An 18045-nucleotide genomic window follows, 5' to 3' on the forward strand; every position below is an offset into this window, starting at 1 on the left:
AAGGCGTCGGAAACCCCATTGAAACAGCGGCGCGGCTGCACTAGGTGAAATCGGAAAGAATCAATCCGATTTAACTGCGGGTCCGGAAAAAGTAGCCCTATGCGCCTGTCCAGCATGGCCGATTATGCCGTTGTCATCATGTCTGCCGCCTCGCGGCACTGTGGTGGCGCACGCGTATCGGCGGGGCAGCTCGCAGACGAAACCGGGCTGCCGGTGCCGACCGTGCAAAAACTGGTGAGCAAGCTTTCCGCGGCCGGCCTCATGCGCTCTTCGCGTGGTGTCGGGGGTGGTCTCAAGCTCGCCCGACCGCCGGCGACGATCACGCTGGCGGACATCGTCGAGGCAGTGGAGGGGCCGATCGCGCTTACCGCCTGCCTCGATGCACAGAAAAACGATTGTACGCTGGAGAGTGCCTGCAATGTGCGCAGCCATTGGCCCGCCGTGAACGCGGCCTTGCGTAGCGCTTTGGCGAATGTGCCGCTGACCCAGCTTGCCGAGGAAGTCGAATGACCGAAGAAACCGTCCCCGAAGTGCGTGATGCCGCGGCCCGCGAGGCTGCCGCGCGTGTGGCTGAATACGAGCACGGCTGGTCCTCCGATATCGAGCAGGAATTCGGGCCCAAGGGTCTGTCCGAAGACACCGTGCGCTTCATCTCGGGCAAGAAGGAAGAGCCGGAATGGATGCTGGATTGGCGCCTGAAAGCCTATCGCCGCTGGCTGGAAATGACGCCGCCGGACTGGGCCAAGCTCTCGGTGCCGCCGATCGACTATCAGGAAGCCTACTACTGGGCCGCGCCCAAGAAGAAGGATGGGCCCAAGAGCCTCGACGAAGTCGATCCCGAGATCCTGCGCGTCTATGAAAAGCTCGGCATTCCGCTCGAGGAGCAGAAAGTGCTCGCCGGGGTGGAAGGCGCCCGCAAGGTTGCTGTCGATGCGGTGTTCGATTCGGTCTCGGTGGCCACTACCTTCCGCAAGGAGCTGGAGCAGGCGGGCGTCATCTTCCGCTCGATCTCCGAGGCGATCCGCGAATATCCGGACATGGTGAAGAAGTGGCTGGGCAAGGTCGTGCCCCAGCATGACAACTACTTCGCGGCGCTCAACTGCGCGGTCTTTTCGGACGGCACCTTCGTTTACGTGCCCGAGGGCGTGCGCTGTCCAATGGAGCTTTCCACCTATTTCCGCATCAATGCCGAGAACACCGGTCAGTTCGAGCGCACGCTGATCGTCGCCGAAAAGGGCTCCTACGTCTCCTACCTCGAAGGCTGCACCGCGCCGCAGCGCGACGAAAACCAGCTCCACGCCGCCGTGGTCGAGCTGGTCGCGATGGAAGATGCCGAGATCAAGTACTCGACGGTGCAGAACTGGTATCCCGGCAACGAGGAAGGCAAGGGCGGCATCTACAACTTTGTGACCAAGCGCGGACTGTGCCAGGGCGCGCGCTCGAAGATCTCGTGGACGCAGGTCGAAACCGGCTCGGCCGTAACCTGGAAGTATCCCAGCTGCGTGCTCAACGGCGAGGATTCGGTGGGCGAGTTCTACTCGGTCGCCGTCACCAACAATTACCAGCAGGCCGATACCGGCACCAAGATGATCCACAATGGCAAGGGCTCGCGCTCGACGATCATCTCCAAGGGTATTTCCGCCGGCAAGTCGAACAACACCTACCGCGGCCTCGTGCGCGTGGCCTCGGGCGCGGAGAACGTGCGCAACTTCACCCAGTGCGATTCGCTGCTGCTGGGCAAGGACTGCGGCGCGCATACCGTGCCCTACATCGAGGTGAAGAACCCGAGCGCGCAGATCGAGCACGAGGCGACCACCTCCAAGATCAGCGACGACCAGCTGTTCTACGCGATGCAGCGCGGGCTCGACACCGAGCAGGCGGTGGCGCTGATCGTCAACGGCTTCGCCAAGGAAGTGCTGCAGCAACTGCCGATGGAATTCGCGGTCGAGGCGCAGAAGCTGCTGGGCATTTCGCTTGAGGGGAGTGTGGGGTGATGTCGGAACGCAAGACTCTTGGCGTGAGCAGCGCGTCGGCTCCCAAGTCCGACGCCCGCGCCGTGTTCAACGTTACCGGTGCGCGGCTGGAGAAGCTCAAGGAACGCGCCCGCGACTTGCGCCGCCACCCGACCGAGGCACAGCAGGCGCTCTGGACGGAACTGTCCGGCGCGCGGCTGGGCGGCGTGAAGTTCATGCGCCAGTCGGTGGTAGGCTCTGTCATCGTGGATTTCGCCTGCCCCTCGCGCTGGATCGTCGTCTCGCTTTCGGGCGCCGATTCCAACGCCGAGGTCGATGCGCTGCAGGACAAGAAGCTGGCCGATGTCGGCATCCGTGTCCTGCGTTTCAGCGACGCCGAGGTGCTCGCCGAAGTCGACACGGTGGTGAAGGCCATCAACACCGAAGTGAACAAGCCGTTCGACAAGCGCGCCGCGCGTCGCGGCCAGACTGCCAACACGCCCGCTCCTGCATTCGAAGGAGCCGAAGGATGACCATGCTCAAGATCGACAATCTTCAGGCCAATGTGGCCGACAAGCCCATCCTCAAGGGGCTCTCGCTCGAGATCAATCCGGGGGAGATCCACGCCATCATGGGGCCGAACGGCGCGGGCAAGTCGACGCTCGGCTACACGCTCGGCGGCCGTCCCGGCTATGAAGTCACGGGTGGGTCGGTGGAGTTCGCCGGGCAGAACCTGCTCGACCTCGAACCGCACGAGCGCGCCGCTGCCGGGCTGTTCCTCGGCTTCCAGTACCCCGTCGAAATCCCCGGCGTGTCTTTCGTCCAGTTCCTGCGCGAGGCGGCCAATGCCCAGCGCAAGGGGCGCGGCGAGGAACCCTACTCGGGCGGCGAATTCCTCAAGCTGGCCAAGGAAAAGGCCGGTCTGCTCAAGATGGATATGGACATGCTCAAGCGTGCCGTGAACGTCGGCTTCTCCGGCGGCGAGAAGAAGCGCGCCGAGATGGTGCAGATGGGCATTCTCGATCCCAAGCTGGCAATCCTTGACGAGACGGACTCCGGCCTCGACATCGACGCGCTGCGCATCTGCGGCGAAGGCATCAATTCGATCATGCGTGCGCCCGACAAGGCGGTGCTGCTGATCACCCACTACCAGCGCCTGCTCGACTACGTGAAGCCGGACTTCGTGCACGTCCTGGCTGGCGGCCGCATCGTCAAGTCGGGCGGTCCGGAGCTTGCGCACCAGCTCGAGGACGAAGGCTACGAGGCGGTGGTCGCGTGAGTGAAGTAGCCGCCCTCCCGACGCGGAAGGACGAAGACTTCCGCTATTCCGATATCGACGCGCTCGGCACGCTCTGGCCTGTGGCGCGCGAGGAAATCGCCGTTGCCGATGGCGCCGAAGATACGCTGCAGATCGTCCTGGACGATTCGGAGGCCATAGCGCGCCATATCGCCATTTCGGTCGGCAAGGGCGCGACGTTCGATCTGCGCGTGCTGTCCGCCGGTCCGACATACGGGCGCATCGCACTCGATGTGACGCTGGCCGAAGACGCCGACTTCACGCTTGGAGCGGCGCAGCTGGCGACCGGAACCGAGACGCTGGAGATCGTCACTGACGTCCATCACACCGGTCCGAACGCGACCTCCGCGCAAGTCGTGCGCACGGTGCTCGCGGACCATGCCACCGGCACCTATCTCGGCCGTATTGCCGTAGCGCGCGGCGCGGACGGGACCGATGCCGAACAGTCGGTGCGGGCCATGCTGCTCGATCGCACGGCAACGGCCAACGCGCGGCCGGAACTCGAAATTTTCGCCGATGACGTCAAGGCGGCACACGGTTGCGCGGTCGGTGAACTCGACGCGGACGGCCTGTTCTACCTGATGAGCCGCGGGCTGCCGCCGGCAGAGGCCAAGCGGCTCATGCTGCAGGCCTTCATTGCCGAAGCCTTCACCGGCGCACCGGATGAGGAAGCCCTGAGCGAAGCGGCGCTGGTACGGCTGGGCACCCTGGTGGAGACGGGCCTGTGACGACGGCAACGCTGACCCTGAAGGACCAGTTCCCCGGTCTCGCCGGCGGCTGGCACTATCTCGATACCGCCGCAACGGCGCAGAAGCCACAGGCAGTGATCGATGCCACGGTCAATGCGCTGGGCCGCGACTATGCGACCGTGCATCGCGGCGTCTACGCGCGCTCGGCCGACATGACGCTGGCCTTCGAAGCGGCGCGGCAGCGCACCGCGGCGTTTGTCAAAGGCGCCGAGGACGAGATCGTCTTCACCCGCGGGGCGACCGAAGCGATCAATCTCGTCGCGCAGACCTGGGGTGTCGAGAATCTCAAGGCGGGCGACCGCGTGCTGCTTTCGACGCTGGAGCACCATTCGAACATCGTGCCCTGGCAGATGCTGGGCGAGCGCACCGGCGTGGAAATCGACGTCTGCCCGCTGACCGCCGATGGCCAGATCGATCTCGATGCGGCAGAGCGCATGCTCACCCCGGCGCACAAGCTGGTGGCCCTGGCGCACGTCTCCAACGTGCTGGGTTCGGTACTCGATGTGCGCCGCGCGGCAGATCTCGCCCATGCGGTCGGTGCCAGGCTGTTGATCGACGGCTGCCAGGCCGCCCCGCGCATCGCGCTCGACGTGCAGGCGCTGGACTGCGATTTCTACGTTTTCTCGGCGCACAAGCTCTACGGCCCGACGGGCGTCGGCGTCCTCTGGGCGCGCAAGGACATTCTCGATGCCATGCCGCCATGGCACGGCGGCGGTGCGATGATCGACCGCGTGACCTTCGAGAAGACGACTTATGCCCCGGCGCCGCAGCGCTTCGAGGCGGGCACGCCGATGATCGTCGAAGCACTCGGCATGGCGAAGGCAATGGACTGGCTTACCGAAATCGGCCTCGACCGCGCCGAGCGGCACGAGCGCGAGCTGGCCGCCAAGCTGCGCGACGCGCTGGGCAAGCGCAACGATGTGACCCTGTTCGGGCCCACCGATTCGGTCGGCATTGTCAGTTTCGCCCTCGACGGGGTTCACCCGCACGATCTGGGCACCATATTGGACGAGGAAGGTGTTGCGATTCGGGCGGGGCACCATTGTGCGCAGCCGCTGATGGACAGCCTCGGCGTTCCGGCGACAGCACGGGCCAGCTTTGGCCTTTACAGCGATGACAGCGATATCGAGGCGCTCCTGAAAGGGATCGAGCGTACCAGGAGAATCTTTGGATGAGCGACGAACACCGCAAGTTCCAGGTCGAGGAAGTCGAAGCGGCCAGCCAGCCACCGCGGGCGCGCGTGCAGGATGCAGAGAGCGCGGCGGAAAAGCTCGAGCGAAAGCGCGACTACCTCGAAGGCTTTCTCTCGGAGAAGCCGCAGGCCGACAATCCGGGCGAACCGGGCGGCGCGGTCTACGATGCCGTGGTCGCCGCGCTCAAGGAGATCTTCGACCCGGAAATCCCGGTCAATATCTACGATCTCGGCCTGATCTACGGCGTCGAGGTTTCGCCCGAATCCTCGGTCTCGGTCATCATGACGCTGACCACGCCGCATTGCCCGGTCGCCGAATCGATGCCGGGTGAAGTCGAGCTGCGGGTGGCCGCGGTGCCGGGTGTGCGCGACTGCGAGGTCAATCTCGTCTGGGATCCGCCGTGGGACATGGCCAAGATGTCCGACGAGGCGAAGCTGGAACTGGGAATGCTATGAGCGATACGCTGGCCCCCGATACGAAGACGGAGGCTGCACCGGCCGATGTGACGGTGCGGCTGGCGGACTATGGCTACGAACCCGACGCGCAGGCCGTCGTCACGCTGCTCGATGCCTATGCGCGCGATCCGATGGGCGGCGGCGAGCCGCTCGACGATTCGGTGCGCAAGCGGCTGGTGGCGGCGCTCGATGCCTTTCCCGGCGCCTTTTCGCTGCTCGCGTTCGATGGCGAGGACGGTTCCGAGCCGGTGGGCGTTGCCAATTGCTTCACCGGCTTTTCGACCTTCGCGGCCCGGCCGCTGATCAACATTCACGACCTCGCGGTCCTGCCCGGCCAGCGTGGCCGCGGGATCGGCCGCGCGCTGATGCAGGCGGTCGAGGATGAGGCCCGTGCACGGGGCGCCTGCAAGGTCACGCTCGAAGTGCTGGGCGGCAACGAACGGGCAAAGACGCTCTATGCCGCGCTTGGCTATGCAAATTACGCGCTCGCCCCCGAAGCGGGGACCGCGCAGTTCTGGGAAAAGAAGCTATGACCACGACAACCAGTACCCCCACCCGGGAACGTCCGGCTGCCGTCGTTCTCACCCCGGCCGCCGAAGCGCGTATTGCCAAGCTGATGAGCCAGGCGCCCGAAGGCGCGATCGGCGTCAAACTCTCGACCCCGCGCCGGGGTTGCTCGGGGCTGGCCTACTCGGTCGACTACGTCACCGAGGAAGAGAAGTTCGACGAGAAGATCGAAACTCCCGGCGGCATCTTCTACATCGACAGCGCCTCGGTGCTCTACCTGATCGGCAGCACGATGGACTGGCAGGAAGACGACTTCACCGCGGGCTTCGTGTTCGACAACCCCAACGCCAAGGGCGCCTGCGGTTGCGGCGAGAGCTTTACCGTCTGAGGGGACGGGCAGGGCCCGCAGGCCCTGCTGCCACCAAGCGCTCAGTTCGCGCTTTCGAGAACCAGTTCCGCTTCACCACCCGCAGCCTTGGGCAGGTGCGCGACCGCCGGAGGCGTCTGTCCGCCGTTGGGGCTCAGGCGTCCCTCGAGACGGGCGCCCTGTTCGATCGTGAGCGAATCGTAAGCGACATCGCCTTCGATACGGGCGGTTTTCAGAATCACCACTTCGCGGGCGGCGATCGTGCCGCGTACCAGACCGGCGACGCGGACCGTCTCGGCGCGCACGGCACCGGTGATCTCGCTGCCTTCGCCCTGGACGAGTGCATTGCAGGTGATGTCGCCGTCGACGCGGCCGTCGACATGCAGGTCGGCACTGGCTTCGACGTTTCCGGTGATGACGGTGTCGCTGCCGAGCATGGAGAAGGTGGACGCGCCGTTGGAGCGGGCGCTGGGGGGTGTCCGTGCCATAGAATCAGGAATCTTTTTGCTGAACATTGCGTGCGGCTTCCAGGAAAGGACGCGGATTGACCGGACGGCCATTGACGCGGACTTCGAAGTGCAGGTGGGGGCCGGTGGAACGGCCGGTGCTGCCCATGGCGCCGATCACGGTGCCGGCGTCGACCTTTTCACCGACATGGGCCTTGAAGCCGGAAAGGTGCGCATAGCGCGTCATCAGGCCGTTGCCGTGGCTGATCTCGATGCAGTTGCCGTAGCCATGACGGCGGCCGACGAAGCTGACCTTGCCCTTGGCGGCGGAGTAGATCGACGAACCGCGCGGACCGGGAAAGTCGAGGCCGGCGTGGAAGGCAGCGGCGTGGGTGAACGGGTCGGAGCGATAGCCGTAGCTCGACGATACGTAGGCGACGTGGGCCGGACTGACCTGCGGGATCGAGGCGAGGCCGTTTTCCAGCGCGTCCATGCGGGCGAGGCTGGCACCCATGCGCTGGAAGCGCGGGTCGAGGCTGCCGTCGGCCGAGGTGGCGAGGCGCATCAGCGGACCACCTTCGCCGCCCTTGGCATTGGCGATGATGGCATTGGGGTTGAGGCCGAGCTTGCGGATGGCCGTGCTGGCCGCGTCGGCGCGGCGGTCGGCATAGCGGGTCAGGCGTTCGACGAAGGCGAGCTGATCCGCCTCGACGGCTGCTAGACCGCGGGCTTCGGGAACGACGGAGCTGACCTTCTTGACCGTGTCGGCGGCTTCGCCGGTGCTGTCGGAAACGGTTTCGCCGGTTTTCACGTCCTTGGGAAGATCGCCGATGTGGGCCTGGACCATCTGTTCGATGAAGTGCTGGCGGCGGCGGAGATCTTCGGTCGTGTCGTCAAGCTTGTCGCGGTAGGCCGCGACGCGGTTTTCCGACTTGGCGACGGCGGCTTCGCGGTGCAGCAGCGAGGCCTGTTCGGCATCGGCGGAAACCTGTGCAATGGCTGCAGCGGCGATGGTGCCGAGCCAGACCACCAGAAGCGATGCGGCAACGCCTGCACCGAGAATCTGGAAGCGCGATGAAATTGTAATAAAACGGACCTGTCCCTGCGAGCGCATGATGAACTCGCGATCTGGAAAGGCGGCCCGCAGGCGCGAAAAAAGCGCCCCGGCAGATGTAATGTTCAAAACGACCCCGCTTCGATCTTGCAATCTCAGTCCCGGGGCAGGGAGCTAGCAGCGGCATGGGTCTATGGCGAATCGGCTCACCGTAAACCATTGCAGAAACGGGGTGAGTTGCCGGGTGGTTGCGATGAGTTGAGGGAACTCCGTTAGTTTTCGTCCTTAGGCCGCTGAAACGTGTCAAATGAAAAAGGACGACAGGAACGCGGCATGTTGTCATTGTGCCGCTGTTGTGGCCCCGAAGGCACAGCCGGGCGGCGGAATCGGTGACATTTCGCCACTTCGGTGCTAGGCGGCGGCGATGAACCTGCAGACCACCAGCGAGGCGGCGCCCATGGCAGCCGCTCCCGAAGAATCGCCCGAAGATCTCGTTGCGCGTCTGGCGCGGGATGGCCGGGCCGCGCAGCGCGTGCTTGCACGCCTCAGCGATACGGAAAAGGCAGATGCCTTGCGCGCCGCCGCAAGCGCGCTGCGCGGGGCCGCGCCGGCCATTCTCGAAGCCAATGCACGCGATGTCGTCGCCGGCGAGGAGAAGGGGCTGACCGGCGCCATGCTCGATCGTCTGCGGCTCGATTCGGCGCGTCTGGTCGGGATTGCCGATGCGGTCGAGCAGGTCGCGAATCTTCCCGATCCGGTCGGACAGGTCATCGAGGCGACCGAGCGGCCCAACGGGCTGAAGCTCAGCCGCGTGCGCATTCCCATCGGCCTGATCGGCATCATCTACGAGAGTCGGCCCAATGTGACCGCCGATGCCGCGGCGCTGTGCCTGCGTTCGGGCAACGCGGTGCTGCTGCGCGGGGGAAGCGAGGCGCTCCATTCGAACCGGGCGATTCGCGCAGCTTTCGCGACGGGTCTCGAAAGCGTCGGTATTCCCGCTTCCGCGATCCAGCTCGTGCCCACGCAGGACCGCGCCGTTGTCGGCGCCATGCTCACCGCTGCCGGGCTGATCGACATGATCGTGCCGCGCGGGGGCAAGAGCCTCGTCGCGCGGGTGCAGGCCGATGCGCGCGTGCCTGTGCTCGCCCACCTCGACGGTATCTGCCACACCTACATCCATTCCGCCGCCGATCCCGAGATGGCGAAGCAGGTCGCGCTCAATGCCAAGATGCGCCGCACCGGCATTTGCGGAGCGATGGAGACGCTGCTGCTCGACACGCAGTTTCCCGCCTCGCGCGATGTGGTCACAGCACTGATCGAATCGGGCTGCGAACTGCGCGGCGACGCGCGGGCGCGGTCGCTCGATTCGCGTATCCTGCCGGCGGGCGAGGAGGACTGGGATACCGAGTACCTCGATGCCGTGCTGTCGGTCGCGGTCGTCGACGGACTCGATGCCGCGATGGATCACATTGCCGCGCATTCCTCGCACCATACGGATGCCATCGTGACGGCCGATGACGCCGCAGCCGAACGCTTCCTCAATGAAGTCGACAGCGCCATCGTCATGGTCAACGCATCGAGCCAGTTTGCCGATGGCGGCGAGTTCGGCCTCGGCGCGGAAATCGGCATTGCCACCGGGCGTCTTCACGCACGCGGCCCCGTCGCGCTCGAGGGGCTGACCACCTACAAGTGGCAAGTGCGCGGCAGCGGCCAGACGCGGCCCTGAAAGCCGTGGCCTCGCGGCGGCGCTGCGGCCCGGCCATCGGGCTGCTCGGCGGCAGCTTCAACCCCGCGCACGGCGGGCACCGACGCATTTCGCTTTTCGCGATGGACGCGCTGGCGCTCGACGAGGTCTGGTGGCTGGTGTCTCCGGGTAATCCGCTCAAGCCGGCAGCGGGCATGGCGCCCCTCGCGGCGCGGGTCGCCTCGGCGCGGCGGCAGACCCGCCGCACGCGAATCCGGGTCACCGCGATCGAGCGCGAACTGGGGACCCGCTACACGGCCGATACCCTCCGCGCACTGCTGCGGCGCTACCCAAAGCGGCGATTCGTCTGGCTGATGGGCGCCGATAATCTGGCCCAATTCCACAAGTGGAGGGACTGGCGTGCCATCGCGAAGCTGATGCCGATTGCGGTTATCGCCAGACCGGGGTATGATGCCGCTGCCCTCGCGAGCCCCGCGATGGCCTGGTTGAGGCAGTTCCGGCGGCCTGTTTCCAGTCTTCGTGGTCCGGAAAGGTGGAGCGCGCCAGCGCTTGTGACATTGCGATTCGACCCCGATACGCGGTCGGCTACGGCGATACGCCGGGCCGATCCGGACTGGGCCCGGACGATCGGGACGCGGCCAGCGCGCACCCTGTCTCTTCGGGATGCTGTCACCCACCGCATTATCCCGGGAACGGCAGCGTGAATGGCCTTCAGGCCCTTCTCCCATGTACCCGGCTTTTCCAGCATATGATTGAACGCGGCAGGATGATCACCACCTTGCGGCGACGATCCCTGAAAGGAGCAGAACCTACTTAGATGCCACAGGCACAAATTCAGCCGGCTTCCACCGGCACCGCGCCCCCGGCGATGGTCGATAGCGACGATCCGTTATTGACCCTTATCCTGCAGTCACTTGACGATGATCAGGCGCAGGATCTTGTGACCATCGACCTGGAAGGCAAATCCAGCATTGCGGACTTCATGGTGATCGCCTCCGGTCGTTCGACCCGGCAGGTTGCCGCCATGGCACAGAAACTTGGCGAACGTCTGAAACACGGCGGCTTCGGCAATCCCCGTATCGAGGGACTTCCGGCAGCCGACTGGGTTCTCGTCGACGCCGGCGGCGTGATTGTCCACCTCTTCCGTCCGGAAGTGCGCAGCTTCTACAACCTCGAGAGGATGTGGGGCTTCGACGGACCGTCCGGCGCGGCCTGACCGCCGCGTCCGACTGCCAGGAACAGCCCGGCGCACGAGCAACCGGGCCCAAGCGAGAGGAACTTGCGCGAAAGGCGCCGCGGTGTGTCGCGTGCCTGCCAGGTCACATACTGACAGATGCTGCTGCACATCATCGCCCGCGGGAAGATCGCCCGCTCGCCCGAAGCCGAGCTGCTTGAGCGCTACGCCAGGCGCTTGACCTGGCCGTTCAAGCACAGCGAGTTGCCCGATAGTGGCGGAAAGATTCCGCCGCCCACCCAGACACCCGTTCGCGAAGTGCTCCTCGACGAGCGCGGCAAGGCCATGACCAGCGAGGAGTTCGCGGCCCTGCTCGGCCGCTGGCGCGACGAGGGCGTGCGCGAATGCCGCTTCCTCATCGGCGCCGCCGACGGCCACGGCGACGAAGCCCGCGCGCAGGCCGATCACCTCCTGTGCTTCGGCAAGATGACGTGGCCCCACCTGATGGCCCGCGCAATGCTGGCCGAACAGCTCTGGCGCGCGACGGCCATCCTTGCGGGGCATCCTTATCATCGGTCGGGGTAAAAACTTCGCTGGCCTAATTTCGTCATCCCAGCGCAGGCTGGGGACCGCTATCGATCTTACGCAACGTTGCTTTGTACGGCCCGCGATCCCAGCCTCCACCGGGATGACGGTTCGGCATGACGCCACTTCCCTCTTTCCGCGCGACTCGCGGCCCTCTAGGTAGGACGCCGTGAAGCCCGCTGTCCGCCTTGCCCTGATCCTCGCCGCGAGTGCCTCTGCCGTGTTCGCCACGCAGGCGCTGACGCAGCAGGGGACGCTGGCGGTGCTCGATCCCGCTGCCGACGCGACCAAGGCGCAGGAAGACATGCTGGCGGCCCGGCGTGAGGGCGAAGCGGCGCGCAAGCGGGCGGAAAAGCTCGAGGCGCGTGCACGCGAAGTCACCGAGCAGGCCGAGAAGACCGCGCGTGACGCGGCGGCGGTGGCGGCGCGAATCCAGGAGACCGAAGCGGCGATCGCGGCGCAGCAGGCCAGGATCGACCTGATTGCCTCGCAGCGAGCGAAGTTGCGCGCCGAACTGGCGGCCAAGCAGGACCCGCTCGCCCGCCTGACGGGGTCTTTGCAGCGTCTCTCGCGCCGTCCGCCGGTGCTGGCCCTGCTGCGGCCCGGCACGGTGCGCGAAGCCGTCTACATGCGCGCACTGCTCGATACCGTGCTGCCCGAAGTGCAGGCCCGCACCGCCGACTTGCGCAGCGAGATCGAGCGCGGGCGCACGCTGGAGCAAAGCGCGCAGGCGGCCGAGGCGGATCTTACGCAGACCGAAAAGCAGTTGCGTGATCGCCGCCAGCGCCTCGCCGCGCTCGAATCGCAGCAGCGGCTCGCCAGTCGCAAGGCCAGCGGCATTGCTGCACGTGAAAGCGAACGCGCGCTCGCCTTTGCCGAAAAGGCGCGCGATCTGGGCGATCTGGTGGAGACCATGGGCAAGCAGGGCGAACTGCGCGAGCAGCTTGCGGGGTTGCCCGGTCCGATCATGCGCCCGCCGCGGCCCGAGGAAGCGCAGGTCGTCGAAGCCTCGCAGTTCACGCCGCCGCCGGAAGGCCTGCCGAGCTACATGCTTCCCGTCACCGGCCGAGTCGTCACTGGCTTCGGCGAGGATGCGCCGGGGCAGGCGCGGTCTTCCGGGTTGGTGCTCGCGACGCGGGCGAATGCGCAGGTGGTCTCGCCTGCACCCGGACGCGTGGCCTTCGCAGGGCCCTATCGCGGCTACGACCGTATTGTCATTCTCGAGCACGATGGTGGCTGGACCTCGCTGGTGACGGGACTCGCCCGGCTGGACGTCGATGTGGGGGAGAAAGTGGTGACAGGCTCGCCGCTCGGCATGACGGGGCCGGGAAATCCGCAAGTCATGGTCGAACTGCGGCGCGACCGGGATCCTGTTAATCCCCTGCAATATATCCGTTCGCTATAGTGCGAGCCTCCGCCCCCATCGGGCCACTGGCGTTCACCGCCAAGGACCGGTAGGATCGGACCCGGAAACCCCGACCGGCCCCGGGCCGGAAGTGAAGTACGAGAGGCATATCGCCCGATGAAATTCGCCCCCCTGATGCGCGCCGCCCTGCTGGTTTCCGCCGTGGCCGTGGTGCCCGCTGCAACCTCCGGCCTCGCCGCCGTGGACGGTCGCGTCAATCACGAGTTCGACAAGCTCTTCACCATCTACGAGCTGGTGAGGCAGAACTACGTCGATCAGGTCGACGACGACAAGCTGGTGAAGGGTGCGATCGACGGCATGCTCGCCAGCCTCGATCCGCATTCGAACTATCTCGACGGGCCCGCTCTGCAGCGGCTCGAGACGATGATCGACGGCAAGTATTCCGGCCTCGGCCTCTCGGTGATCGAAGAGGACGGGGCGGTAAAGATCATCTCGCCGTTCAAGGGCAGCCCGGCGGAGAAGGCCGGCCTCAAGGCGGGCGACTACATCACCCACATCAACGGCGTGCTCTACTACGACCGCGACCTCGACGAAGCGGTCGAGAAGATGCGCGGGCCCGCCGGCACCACGATCAACCTCACCGTTTATCGCCCCGGCCGCGACGAGCCGCTCGACGTCACCGTGACGCGCGGCGTGATCGAACTGAAGCCGGTGACCTGGGAGCTGAAGGACAACGTCGGCGTCATCAGCGTCAACGAGTTCTCGCGCAATGTCGGCTTGGAGGTGAACAAGGGACTCATCGACCTCAAGAAACAGGCCGCGCTCAAGGGCAACGGCAAGCTCGTCGGCCTCGTGCTCGACTTGCGCTCGAACCCGGGCGGCTCGCTCGACGAGGCGATTGCCCTGTCCGACCTGTTCCTCGATCATGGCGACATCGTTTCGCAGCGCGGGCGTCTGGCCAGCGAGAACCAGTTCTACCGGGCCGAGACCGTCTTCAAGGGCGATGCCGCCAAGGGCTTGCCAGTGGTTGTGCTGGTCGATGCCGGCTCGGCTTCCGCTTCGGAAATCGTCGCGGGTGCGTTGCAGGATCAGCACCGCGCCGTGGTCATGGGTGAGCGGACCTTCGGCAAGGGCTCGGTGCAGTCCTTCATCCAGCTCGATCCCACCAGCGCGGTGAAGCTGACGACGGCGCGCTACTACACGCCCTCGGGTCATTCGGTGCAGGAAGGGGGCATCATCCCCGACATCAAGGTGCCGCAGCTTTCCGATCCTGACGCCCGCGCCCGGGCCGAGCGGGCGGTGCGCGAATCCGACCTTCGCGGTCATCTGATCAACGAGGCCGCGCTCGACGACAAGGATCTGGAATCCGACGACACGCAGGATCCGCGCTTCAAGGTCTCGGCCGAGGAGCTCAAGGAAAAGGGCATCAAGGACTTCCAGCTCCACTACGCCATCTCGACGCTGGAACGAACCGCCGACAAGCCCGCGCTGGCTGCGGCCGGCGCGGAAAAGTCAAAGGACTGAACGGGTACACGCCATGGCCGTTCCCGTCGCCGCACCCGTTCGGGCAGCCAGCTGGCTGGCCCTGATCGTCCCCGCCGCATTGCTGGGCGGGGCCTATATCAGCCAGTACGTCTTCGGGCTCTACCCGTGCGAGATGTGCTGGTGGCAGCGCTATCCGCATATGTTCGCGCTGGTCTTTGCGGCGTTGGCTTTTTTCTGGCGACCGGTCCGTCCGCTCGTCGCCGTGGCGGCACTCGGCATCCTGACATCGGGCCTTATCGGCGCGTTTCATGCCGGGGTGGAATACGGCTGGTGGGAAGGGATCACCGCCTGCACCGCCAGCCCCTTCGCCGCGGGCGCCGATCCGCTCGAGGCGATCATGAGCGCGCCGGTTGTGCGCTGCGATCAGGTGCAGTGGAGCCTGTTCGGGATCTCGCTGGCGGGTTGGAACTTTCTGTTCTCGACGGCCGGCGCATTGGCGGTATTCGGCCTGCTGGCGGCCAGCGGGAATGCGAGAAGAGGAGCCTGAGGGCATGACTGCAGAACGAAGCGCGCGGATGCTGCGCGTCGATCAGGCCGGCGAATACGGCGCGACTCGCATCTATGCCGGGCAGATCGCGGTGATGGGTACGCGCGCGCCGCACGCGACCGAGGTCGCGGGCATGGCGCGGCAGGAAGAGGACCACCGCGCCCGCTTCGATGCCATGATTGCCGAGCGCGGCGTGCGCCCGACCTTGCTGCAGCCGGTGTGGTCGGTGGCCGGTTACGCCTTGGGCGCGGCGACCGCGCTCATGGGCCCCGAAGCGGCCATGGCCTGCACCGCCGCCATCGAGACCGAGATCGACCGGCATTACACCGAACAGCTCGAGGAACTGGGCGAGGATGATCCCGAGCTTTCCGAGGTCGTGCGCGAATTCCGCGACGACGAGCGCGAGCATCGCGATGCCGCGCTGGCCGCCGGTGCGGAGAAGGCGCCGGCCTATCCCTTGCTGTTCAACGCGATCCGCCTGGGCTGCCGTGCCGCGATCAAGCTGTCGGAACGCATCTGAATATTTCGCCCGCGAGTTGTTCTGGCGCAAGGTTGGCGCCGGCGCTTAAGCTATCGTTCAAGCCCGCAGGCCCCTATAGGGGGCCGGACAAGATACATTCGATCGATTGGAGCCCCCGATGTCGCGCTTCCTTACCGCTGCTGCTGCCGTTACCCTTGGCCTGACCATGGCGGCTGCGCCCATTTTCGCGCAGGACGAGCAGGACGAGGACGGGATCGTCGCCCCCGATGGCGAACGGGTGAACCAGCTGATCGTCTACGGCGAGGATCCGTGCCCGGCCTCGACCGACAATGAAATCACCGTCTGCGCGCGCAAGCCCGAAGCGGAGCGCTACCGCATTCCCAAGCCGCTGCGCGGCATCGATTCGCCTCAGGCCCGCGCGTGGACCGACCGGGTCGAAGCCTACGAAACCGTGGGGTCTTTCGGCACGCTGAGCTGCTCGCCGGTCGGCGCGGGCGGATCGCTCGGCTGCACGCAGGACCTCATCGACAAGGCCTATGCCGAGAAGGCCAACGGTAGCGACGTCAAGTTCAGCGAACTGATCGCCGAAGAGCGCGAGAAGCGCCTCTCGACCATCGATGCCTCTGCCGCTGCGCAGCAGAAGCGCGTCGAGGAGGCTGAAAAGGCCTACTTCGCACAGGACAAGAAGCAGCAGTCCGAAGATGCCGCTGCCGAGGATGAAAACGGCAATGCCACCGTGGAGTCTCCGGTCCAGGAACCGAAGACCGAGCCCAAGTAAGGGCGGCTTCAGGCGCGAAACAAAAAAGCCGGGAGAGTGGCTCCCGGCTTTTTTTGTATGCGGTGGCGTTTGGGCTCAGCCGAGCGCGATATCCGGCGCATCTTCCTGCTTCATGCCGACAGTGTGATACCCGGCATCGACATGATGCGTCTCGCCGGTCACGCCCGAGGCGAGGTCCGACAGCAGGTAGAGGCCCGCACCGCCGACATCGTCGATGGTGACGTTGCGGCGCATCGGCGAGTTCAGTTCGTTCCACTTGAGGATGTAGCGGAAGTCGCCAATGCCGCTGGCTGCCAGCGTCTTGATCGGGCCGGCGGAGATCGCGTTGACGCGCACGCCGTCCGGACCGCAGTCGTTGGCGAGGTACTTCACCGAGCTTTCCAGCGCCGCCTTGGCGACGCCCATCACGTTGTAGTGCGGCACGACCTTTTCGGCGCCATAATACGTCAGCGTCAGAATCGAGCCGCCGCTGGACATCATCGGCATCGCCCGCTTGGTGACAGCGACCAGGCTGTAGGCCGAGATGTTCATCGTCATCAGGAAGTTGTCGAGCGTGGTGTCGTAGAACTTCCCGCGCAGCTGGCTCTTGTCCGAATAGCCGATGGCGTGAACGACGAAGTCTATCGTCGGCCAGCGTTCGGCCAGCGTGGCGAAAGCCGTGTCGAGCGCATCCATCGAGGACACGTCGCAATCGATCAGGAAATCGCTTCCCAGGCTCTCGGCGAGCGGACGCACGCGCTTTGCCAGCGCTTCGCCCTGATAGGAGAAGGCCATTTCGGCCCCCTGTTCGTGCAGCTTCTTGGCGATACCCCAAGCCAGGGACTTGTCATTGGCAAGGCCCATGATCAGGCCGCGTTTACCCTGCATCAGACCGGTCATTCGTGTTCTTCCCGTGCTTCGTTTTCATGCGGCGCGCTGGCCATGGCGGATCGTCCGAGCATGTCCCTCTCTTCGGGCGATTCAGCGAGGGCCGCATTCAGTTCTGCGCCCACGACCATCCCTAAGCCTACCAGCCAGAAAAAGAAAAGTGCGATCATCACTCCGCCCAGACTTCCATAGGTCAGATCGTACATGAAAAAGTTGCGCAGGACCTTGGGCAGCATGTAGGCGACCAGCAGCCACCAGGCCGTGACAAGCGTGGCGCCCGGCCATTTCGGGTAGGCCCGGCTCTGATAGGCTGCGGGCGTGAGCAGATAGAACAGCATGTAGATCGACCCCATGAGGGCGCCGGCGGTGATTACACTGGAAATGGCGATCTGCTCGGGCAGGGTGTCGAGCTGTGGAAACAGTGCGAAGATGATCGTCTGCGTCGCCGATATCAGGACCTGCGAGGAAAGCGAGATCAGCAGCAGCAGCACTGCGCCGAAGATCAGTCCGGTCGAAATCAGCCGGTAACGCCAGTAGCGCTGGCGCTTGGTGGTGCCATAGGCGCGGTGCAGGATGTCGCGGATGGTCTCGATCAGGCTGGTCGCCGTCCACAATCCGAAAAGTCCGCCAGCCCAGAGCAGCCAGCCGTGCCGTGCAGTCACGACGTCATGCGCGACCGGGCCCAGGACTTCGGCGACGCGCGGCGGCATCGCCCGTAGCACGGCATCGATCGAGGCGCCCAGCCGGGCCTCTTCGCCGATCGCGGAGAAAATGGCAGCGACTGCGATGAAAAAAGGAAACAGCGCCAGCAGCGTCATGTAGGCGAGGTTGCCGGCGTGGATGAAACCGTCGTTCCAGGCACCGCTGGCTACGCGAGCGATCACCGCGAAAACGCGTGATCCCGGCCCGGCACGCCGCTTGATGCGCTGTCGCAGGCCCTCCTTCTCGAGCACCGCCTCCCGCCGCCGCCCTTCGGGCGTGAGGTCCGGCGGACCGGCAGGTTCTATCGGCGGTTCGATGTTCACTGGCCGGACATA

The 18045-nt window shown here is 65.5% G+C and carries 22 protein-coding genes; 18 read left to right on the top strand and 4 right to left on the bottom strand.

From position 1 onward, the window contains the following. Nucleotides 1-99: 99 nt before the first annotated feature. From IEX64_RS01175 to IEX64_RS01215, 9 genes are read left to right on the top strand one after another with little or no spacing between them, the layout of a single operon-like run. The gene (locus tag IEX64_RS01175) at nucleotides 100-510 is read left to right on the top strand and encodes an SUF system Fe-S cluster assembly regulator (RefSeq protein ID WP_188817406.1); all 411 of its coding nucleotides are present in this window, start codon (nucleotides 100-102) and stop codon (nucleotides 508-510) included. Then, on the top strand, nucleotides 507-1994 hold the full coding sequence (gene sufB / locus IEX64_RS01180) for a Fe-S cluster assembly protein SufB (protein ID WP_188817408.1): 1488 nt from the start codon (nucleotides 507-509) through the stop codon (nucleotides 1992-1994). Before IEX64_RS01175 ends, sufB begins: the two co-directional genes overlap by 4 nt. Continuing rightward, nucleotides 1994-2485 carry an endonuclease domain-containing protein gene (locus tag IEX64_RS01185; protein ID WP_188817410.1) on the top strand — a complete coding sequence of 164 codons (492 nt, stop codon included), beginning with the start codon at nucleotides 1994-1996 and terminating at the stop codon, nucleotides 2483-2485. The genes sufB and IEX64_RS01185 overlap by 1 nt, the downstream gene beginning before the upstream one ends. Before the next feature lie 2 nt (nucleotides 2486-2487). Beyond that, nucleotides 2488-3231: a Fe-S cluster assembly ATPase SufC gene (sufC, locus tag IEX64_RS01190; protein WP_188817620.1), complete on the top strand. Its 744-nt coding sequence runs from the start codon at nucleotides 2488-2490 to the stop codon at nucleotides 3229-3231. Continuing rightward, nucleotides 3228-3977 carry a SufD family Fe-S cluster assembly protein gene (locus IEX64_RS01195; RefSeq protein ID WP_188817412.1) on the top strand — a complete coding sequence of 250 codons (750 nt, stop codon included), beginning with the start codon at nucleotides 3228-3230 and terminating at the stop codon, nucleotides 3975-3977. The genes sufC and IEX64_RS01195 overlap by 4 nt, the downstream gene beginning before the upstream one ends. Then, nucleotides 3974-5173 carry an aminotransferase class V-fold PLP-dependent enzyme gene (locus IEX64_RS01200; protein WP_188817414.1) on the top strand — a complete coding sequence of 400 codons (1200 nt, stop codon included), beginning with the start codon at nucleotides 3974-3976 and terminating at the stop codon, nucleotides 5171-5173. Before IEX64_RS01195 ends, IEX64_RS01200 begins: the two co-directional genes overlap by 4 nt. After that, on the top strand, nucleotides 5170-5646 hold the full coding sequence (locus IEX64_RS01205) for an SUF system Fe-S cluster assembly protein (RefSeq protein ID WP_188817416.1): 477 nt from the start codon (nucleotides 5170-5172) through the stop codon (nucleotides 5644-5646). Before IEX64_RS01200 ends, IEX64_RS01205 begins: the two co-directional genes overlap by 4 nt. Further along, nucleotides 5643-6179, top strand: coding sequence for a GNAT family N-acetyltransferase (locus tag IEX64_RS01210; protein ID WP_188817418.1), 537 nt, complete (start codon nucleotides 5643-5645; stop codon nucleotides 6177-6179). The genes IEX64_RS01205 and IEX64_RS01210 overlap by 4 nt, the downstream gene beginning before the upstream one ends. Then, a complete protein-coding gene (locus tag IEX64_RS01215) occupies nucleotides 6176-6541 on the top strand; it encodes a HesB/IscA family protein (RefSeq protein ID WP_188817420.1) in 366 nt (121 codons plus the stop codon). Before IEX64_RS01210 ends, IEX64_RS01215 begins: the two co-directional genes overlap by 4 nt. A gap of 41 nt (nucleotides 6542-6582) precedes the next feature. Here IEX64_RS01215 and IEX64_RS01220 read toward each other — a convergent pair whose 3' ends face one another. Together IEX64_RS01220 and IEX64_RS01225 are read right to left on the bottom strand one after the other, a co-directional pair. Further along, entirely contained in the window at nucleotides 6583-7008 is a 426-nt protein-coding gene (locus IEX64_RS01220; protein ID WP_188817422.1) for a bactofilin family protein, read from the bottom strand. A gap of 4 nt (nucleotides 7009-7012) precedes the next feature. Then, nucleotides 7013-8080 carry a M23 family metallopeptidase gene (locus tag IEX64_RS01225; RefSeq protein WP_188817424.1) on the bottom strand — a complete coding sequence of 356 codons (1068 nt, stop codon included), beginning with the start codon at nucleotides 8078-8080 and terminating at the stop codon, nucleotides 7013-7015. 364 nt (nucleotides 8081-8444) lie between these two features. On the opposite strand from IEX64_RS01225, the gene IEX64_RS01230 reads away from it, so the two are divergent. The 9 genes from IEX64_RS01230 (at nucleotide 8445) to IEX64_RS01270 (ending at nucleotide 16141) form a co-directional block, all read left to right on the top strand. Continuing rightward, nucleotides 8445-9746: a glutamate-5-semialdehyde dehydrogenase gene (locus IEX64_RS01230; RefSeq protein ID WP_188817426.1), complete on the top strand. Its 1302-nt coding sequence runs from the start codon at nucleotides 8445-8447 to the stop codon at nucleotides 9744-9746. Between the two features lie 5 nt (nucleotides 9747-9751). Continuing rightward, on the top strand, nucleotides 9752-10429 hold the full coding sequence (locus IEX64_RS01235) for a nicotinate-nucleotide adenylyltransferase (protein WP_229710005.1): 678 nt from the start codon (nucleotides 9752-9754) through the stop codon (nucleotides 10427-10429). 164 nt (nucleotides 10430-10593) lie between these two features. Next, on the top strand, nucleotides 10594-10941 hold the full coding sequence (rsfS, locus tag IEX64_RS01240) for a ribosome silencing factor (RefSeq protein ID WP_229710006.1): 348 nt from the start codon (nucleotides 10594-10596) through the stop codon (nucleotides 10939-10941). 117 nt (nucleotides 10942-11058) lie between these two features. Next, on the top strand, nucleotides 11059-11484 hold the full coding sequence (locus IEX64_RS01245) for a 23S rRNA (pseudouridine(1915)-N(3))-methyltransferase RlmH (RefSeq protein ID WP_188817432.1): 426 nt from the start codon (nucleotides 11059-11061) through the stop codon (nucleotides 11482-11484). A 169-nt stretch (nucleotides 11485-11653) separates the two neighbouring features. After that, nucleotides 11654-12889: a murein hydrolase activator EnvC family protein gene (locus IEX64_RS01250; RefSeq protein WP_188817433.1), complete on the top strand. Its 1236-nt coding sequence runs from the start codon at nucleotides 11654-11656 to the stop codon at nucleotides 12887-12889. A gap of 117 nt (nucleotides 12890-13006) precedes the next feature. Next, entirely contained in the window at nucleotides 13007-14374 is a 1368-nt protein-coding gene (locus tag IEX64_RS01255) for a S41 family peptidase (protein WP_188817435.1), read from the top strand. A 13-nt stretch (nucleotides 14375-14387) separates the two neighbouring features. Then, nucleotides 14388-14882, top strand: coding sequence for a disulfide bond formation protein B (locus IEX64_RS01260; protein ID WP_188817437.1), 495 nt, complete (start codon nucleotides 14388-14390; stop codon nucleotides 14880-14882). A 4-nt stretch (nucleotides 14883-14886) separates the two neighbouring features. Then, complete coding sequence (locus IEX64_RS01265; RefSeq protein ID WP_188817439.1) at nucleotides 14887-15402, top strand: demethoxyubiquinone hydroxylase family protein; 516 nt, start codon at nucleotides 14887-14889, stop codon at nucleotides 15400-15402. Nucleotides 15403-15520: 118 nt separating this feature from the next. Beyond that, nucleotides 15521-16141, top strand: a complete 621-nt coding sequence (locus IEX64_RS01270) for a hypothetical protein (protein ID WP_188817441.1) — start codon at nucleotides 15521-15523, stop codon at nucleotides 16139-16141. A gap of 75 nt (nucleotides 16142-16216) precedes the next feature. Here IEX64_RS01270 and fabI read toward each other — a convergent pair whose 3' ends face one another. Then, a complete protein-coding gene (gene fabI, locus IEX64_RS01275) occupies nucleotides 16217-17020 on the bottom strand; it encodes an enoyl-ACP reductase FabI (protein ID WP_188817443.1) in 804 nt (267 codons plus the stop codon). Continuing rightward, the gene (locus IEX64_RS01280; protein WP_373290118.1) at nucleotides 17017-17961 is read right to left on the bottom strand and encodes a YihY/virulence factor BrkB family protein; all 945 of its coding nucleotides are present in this window, start codon (nucleotides 17959-17961) and stop codon (nucleotides 17017-17019) included. Before IEX64_RS01280 ends, fabI begins: the two co-directional genes overlap by 4 nt. Nucleotides 17962-18045 lie beyond the last annotated feature (84 nt).

The sequence above is a fragment of the Novosphingobium indicum genome, from assembly GCF_014645195.1.
Lineage (GTDB): Bacteria > Pseudomonadota > Alphaproteobacteria > Sphingomonadales > Sphingomonadaceae > Novosphingobium > Novosphingobium indicum.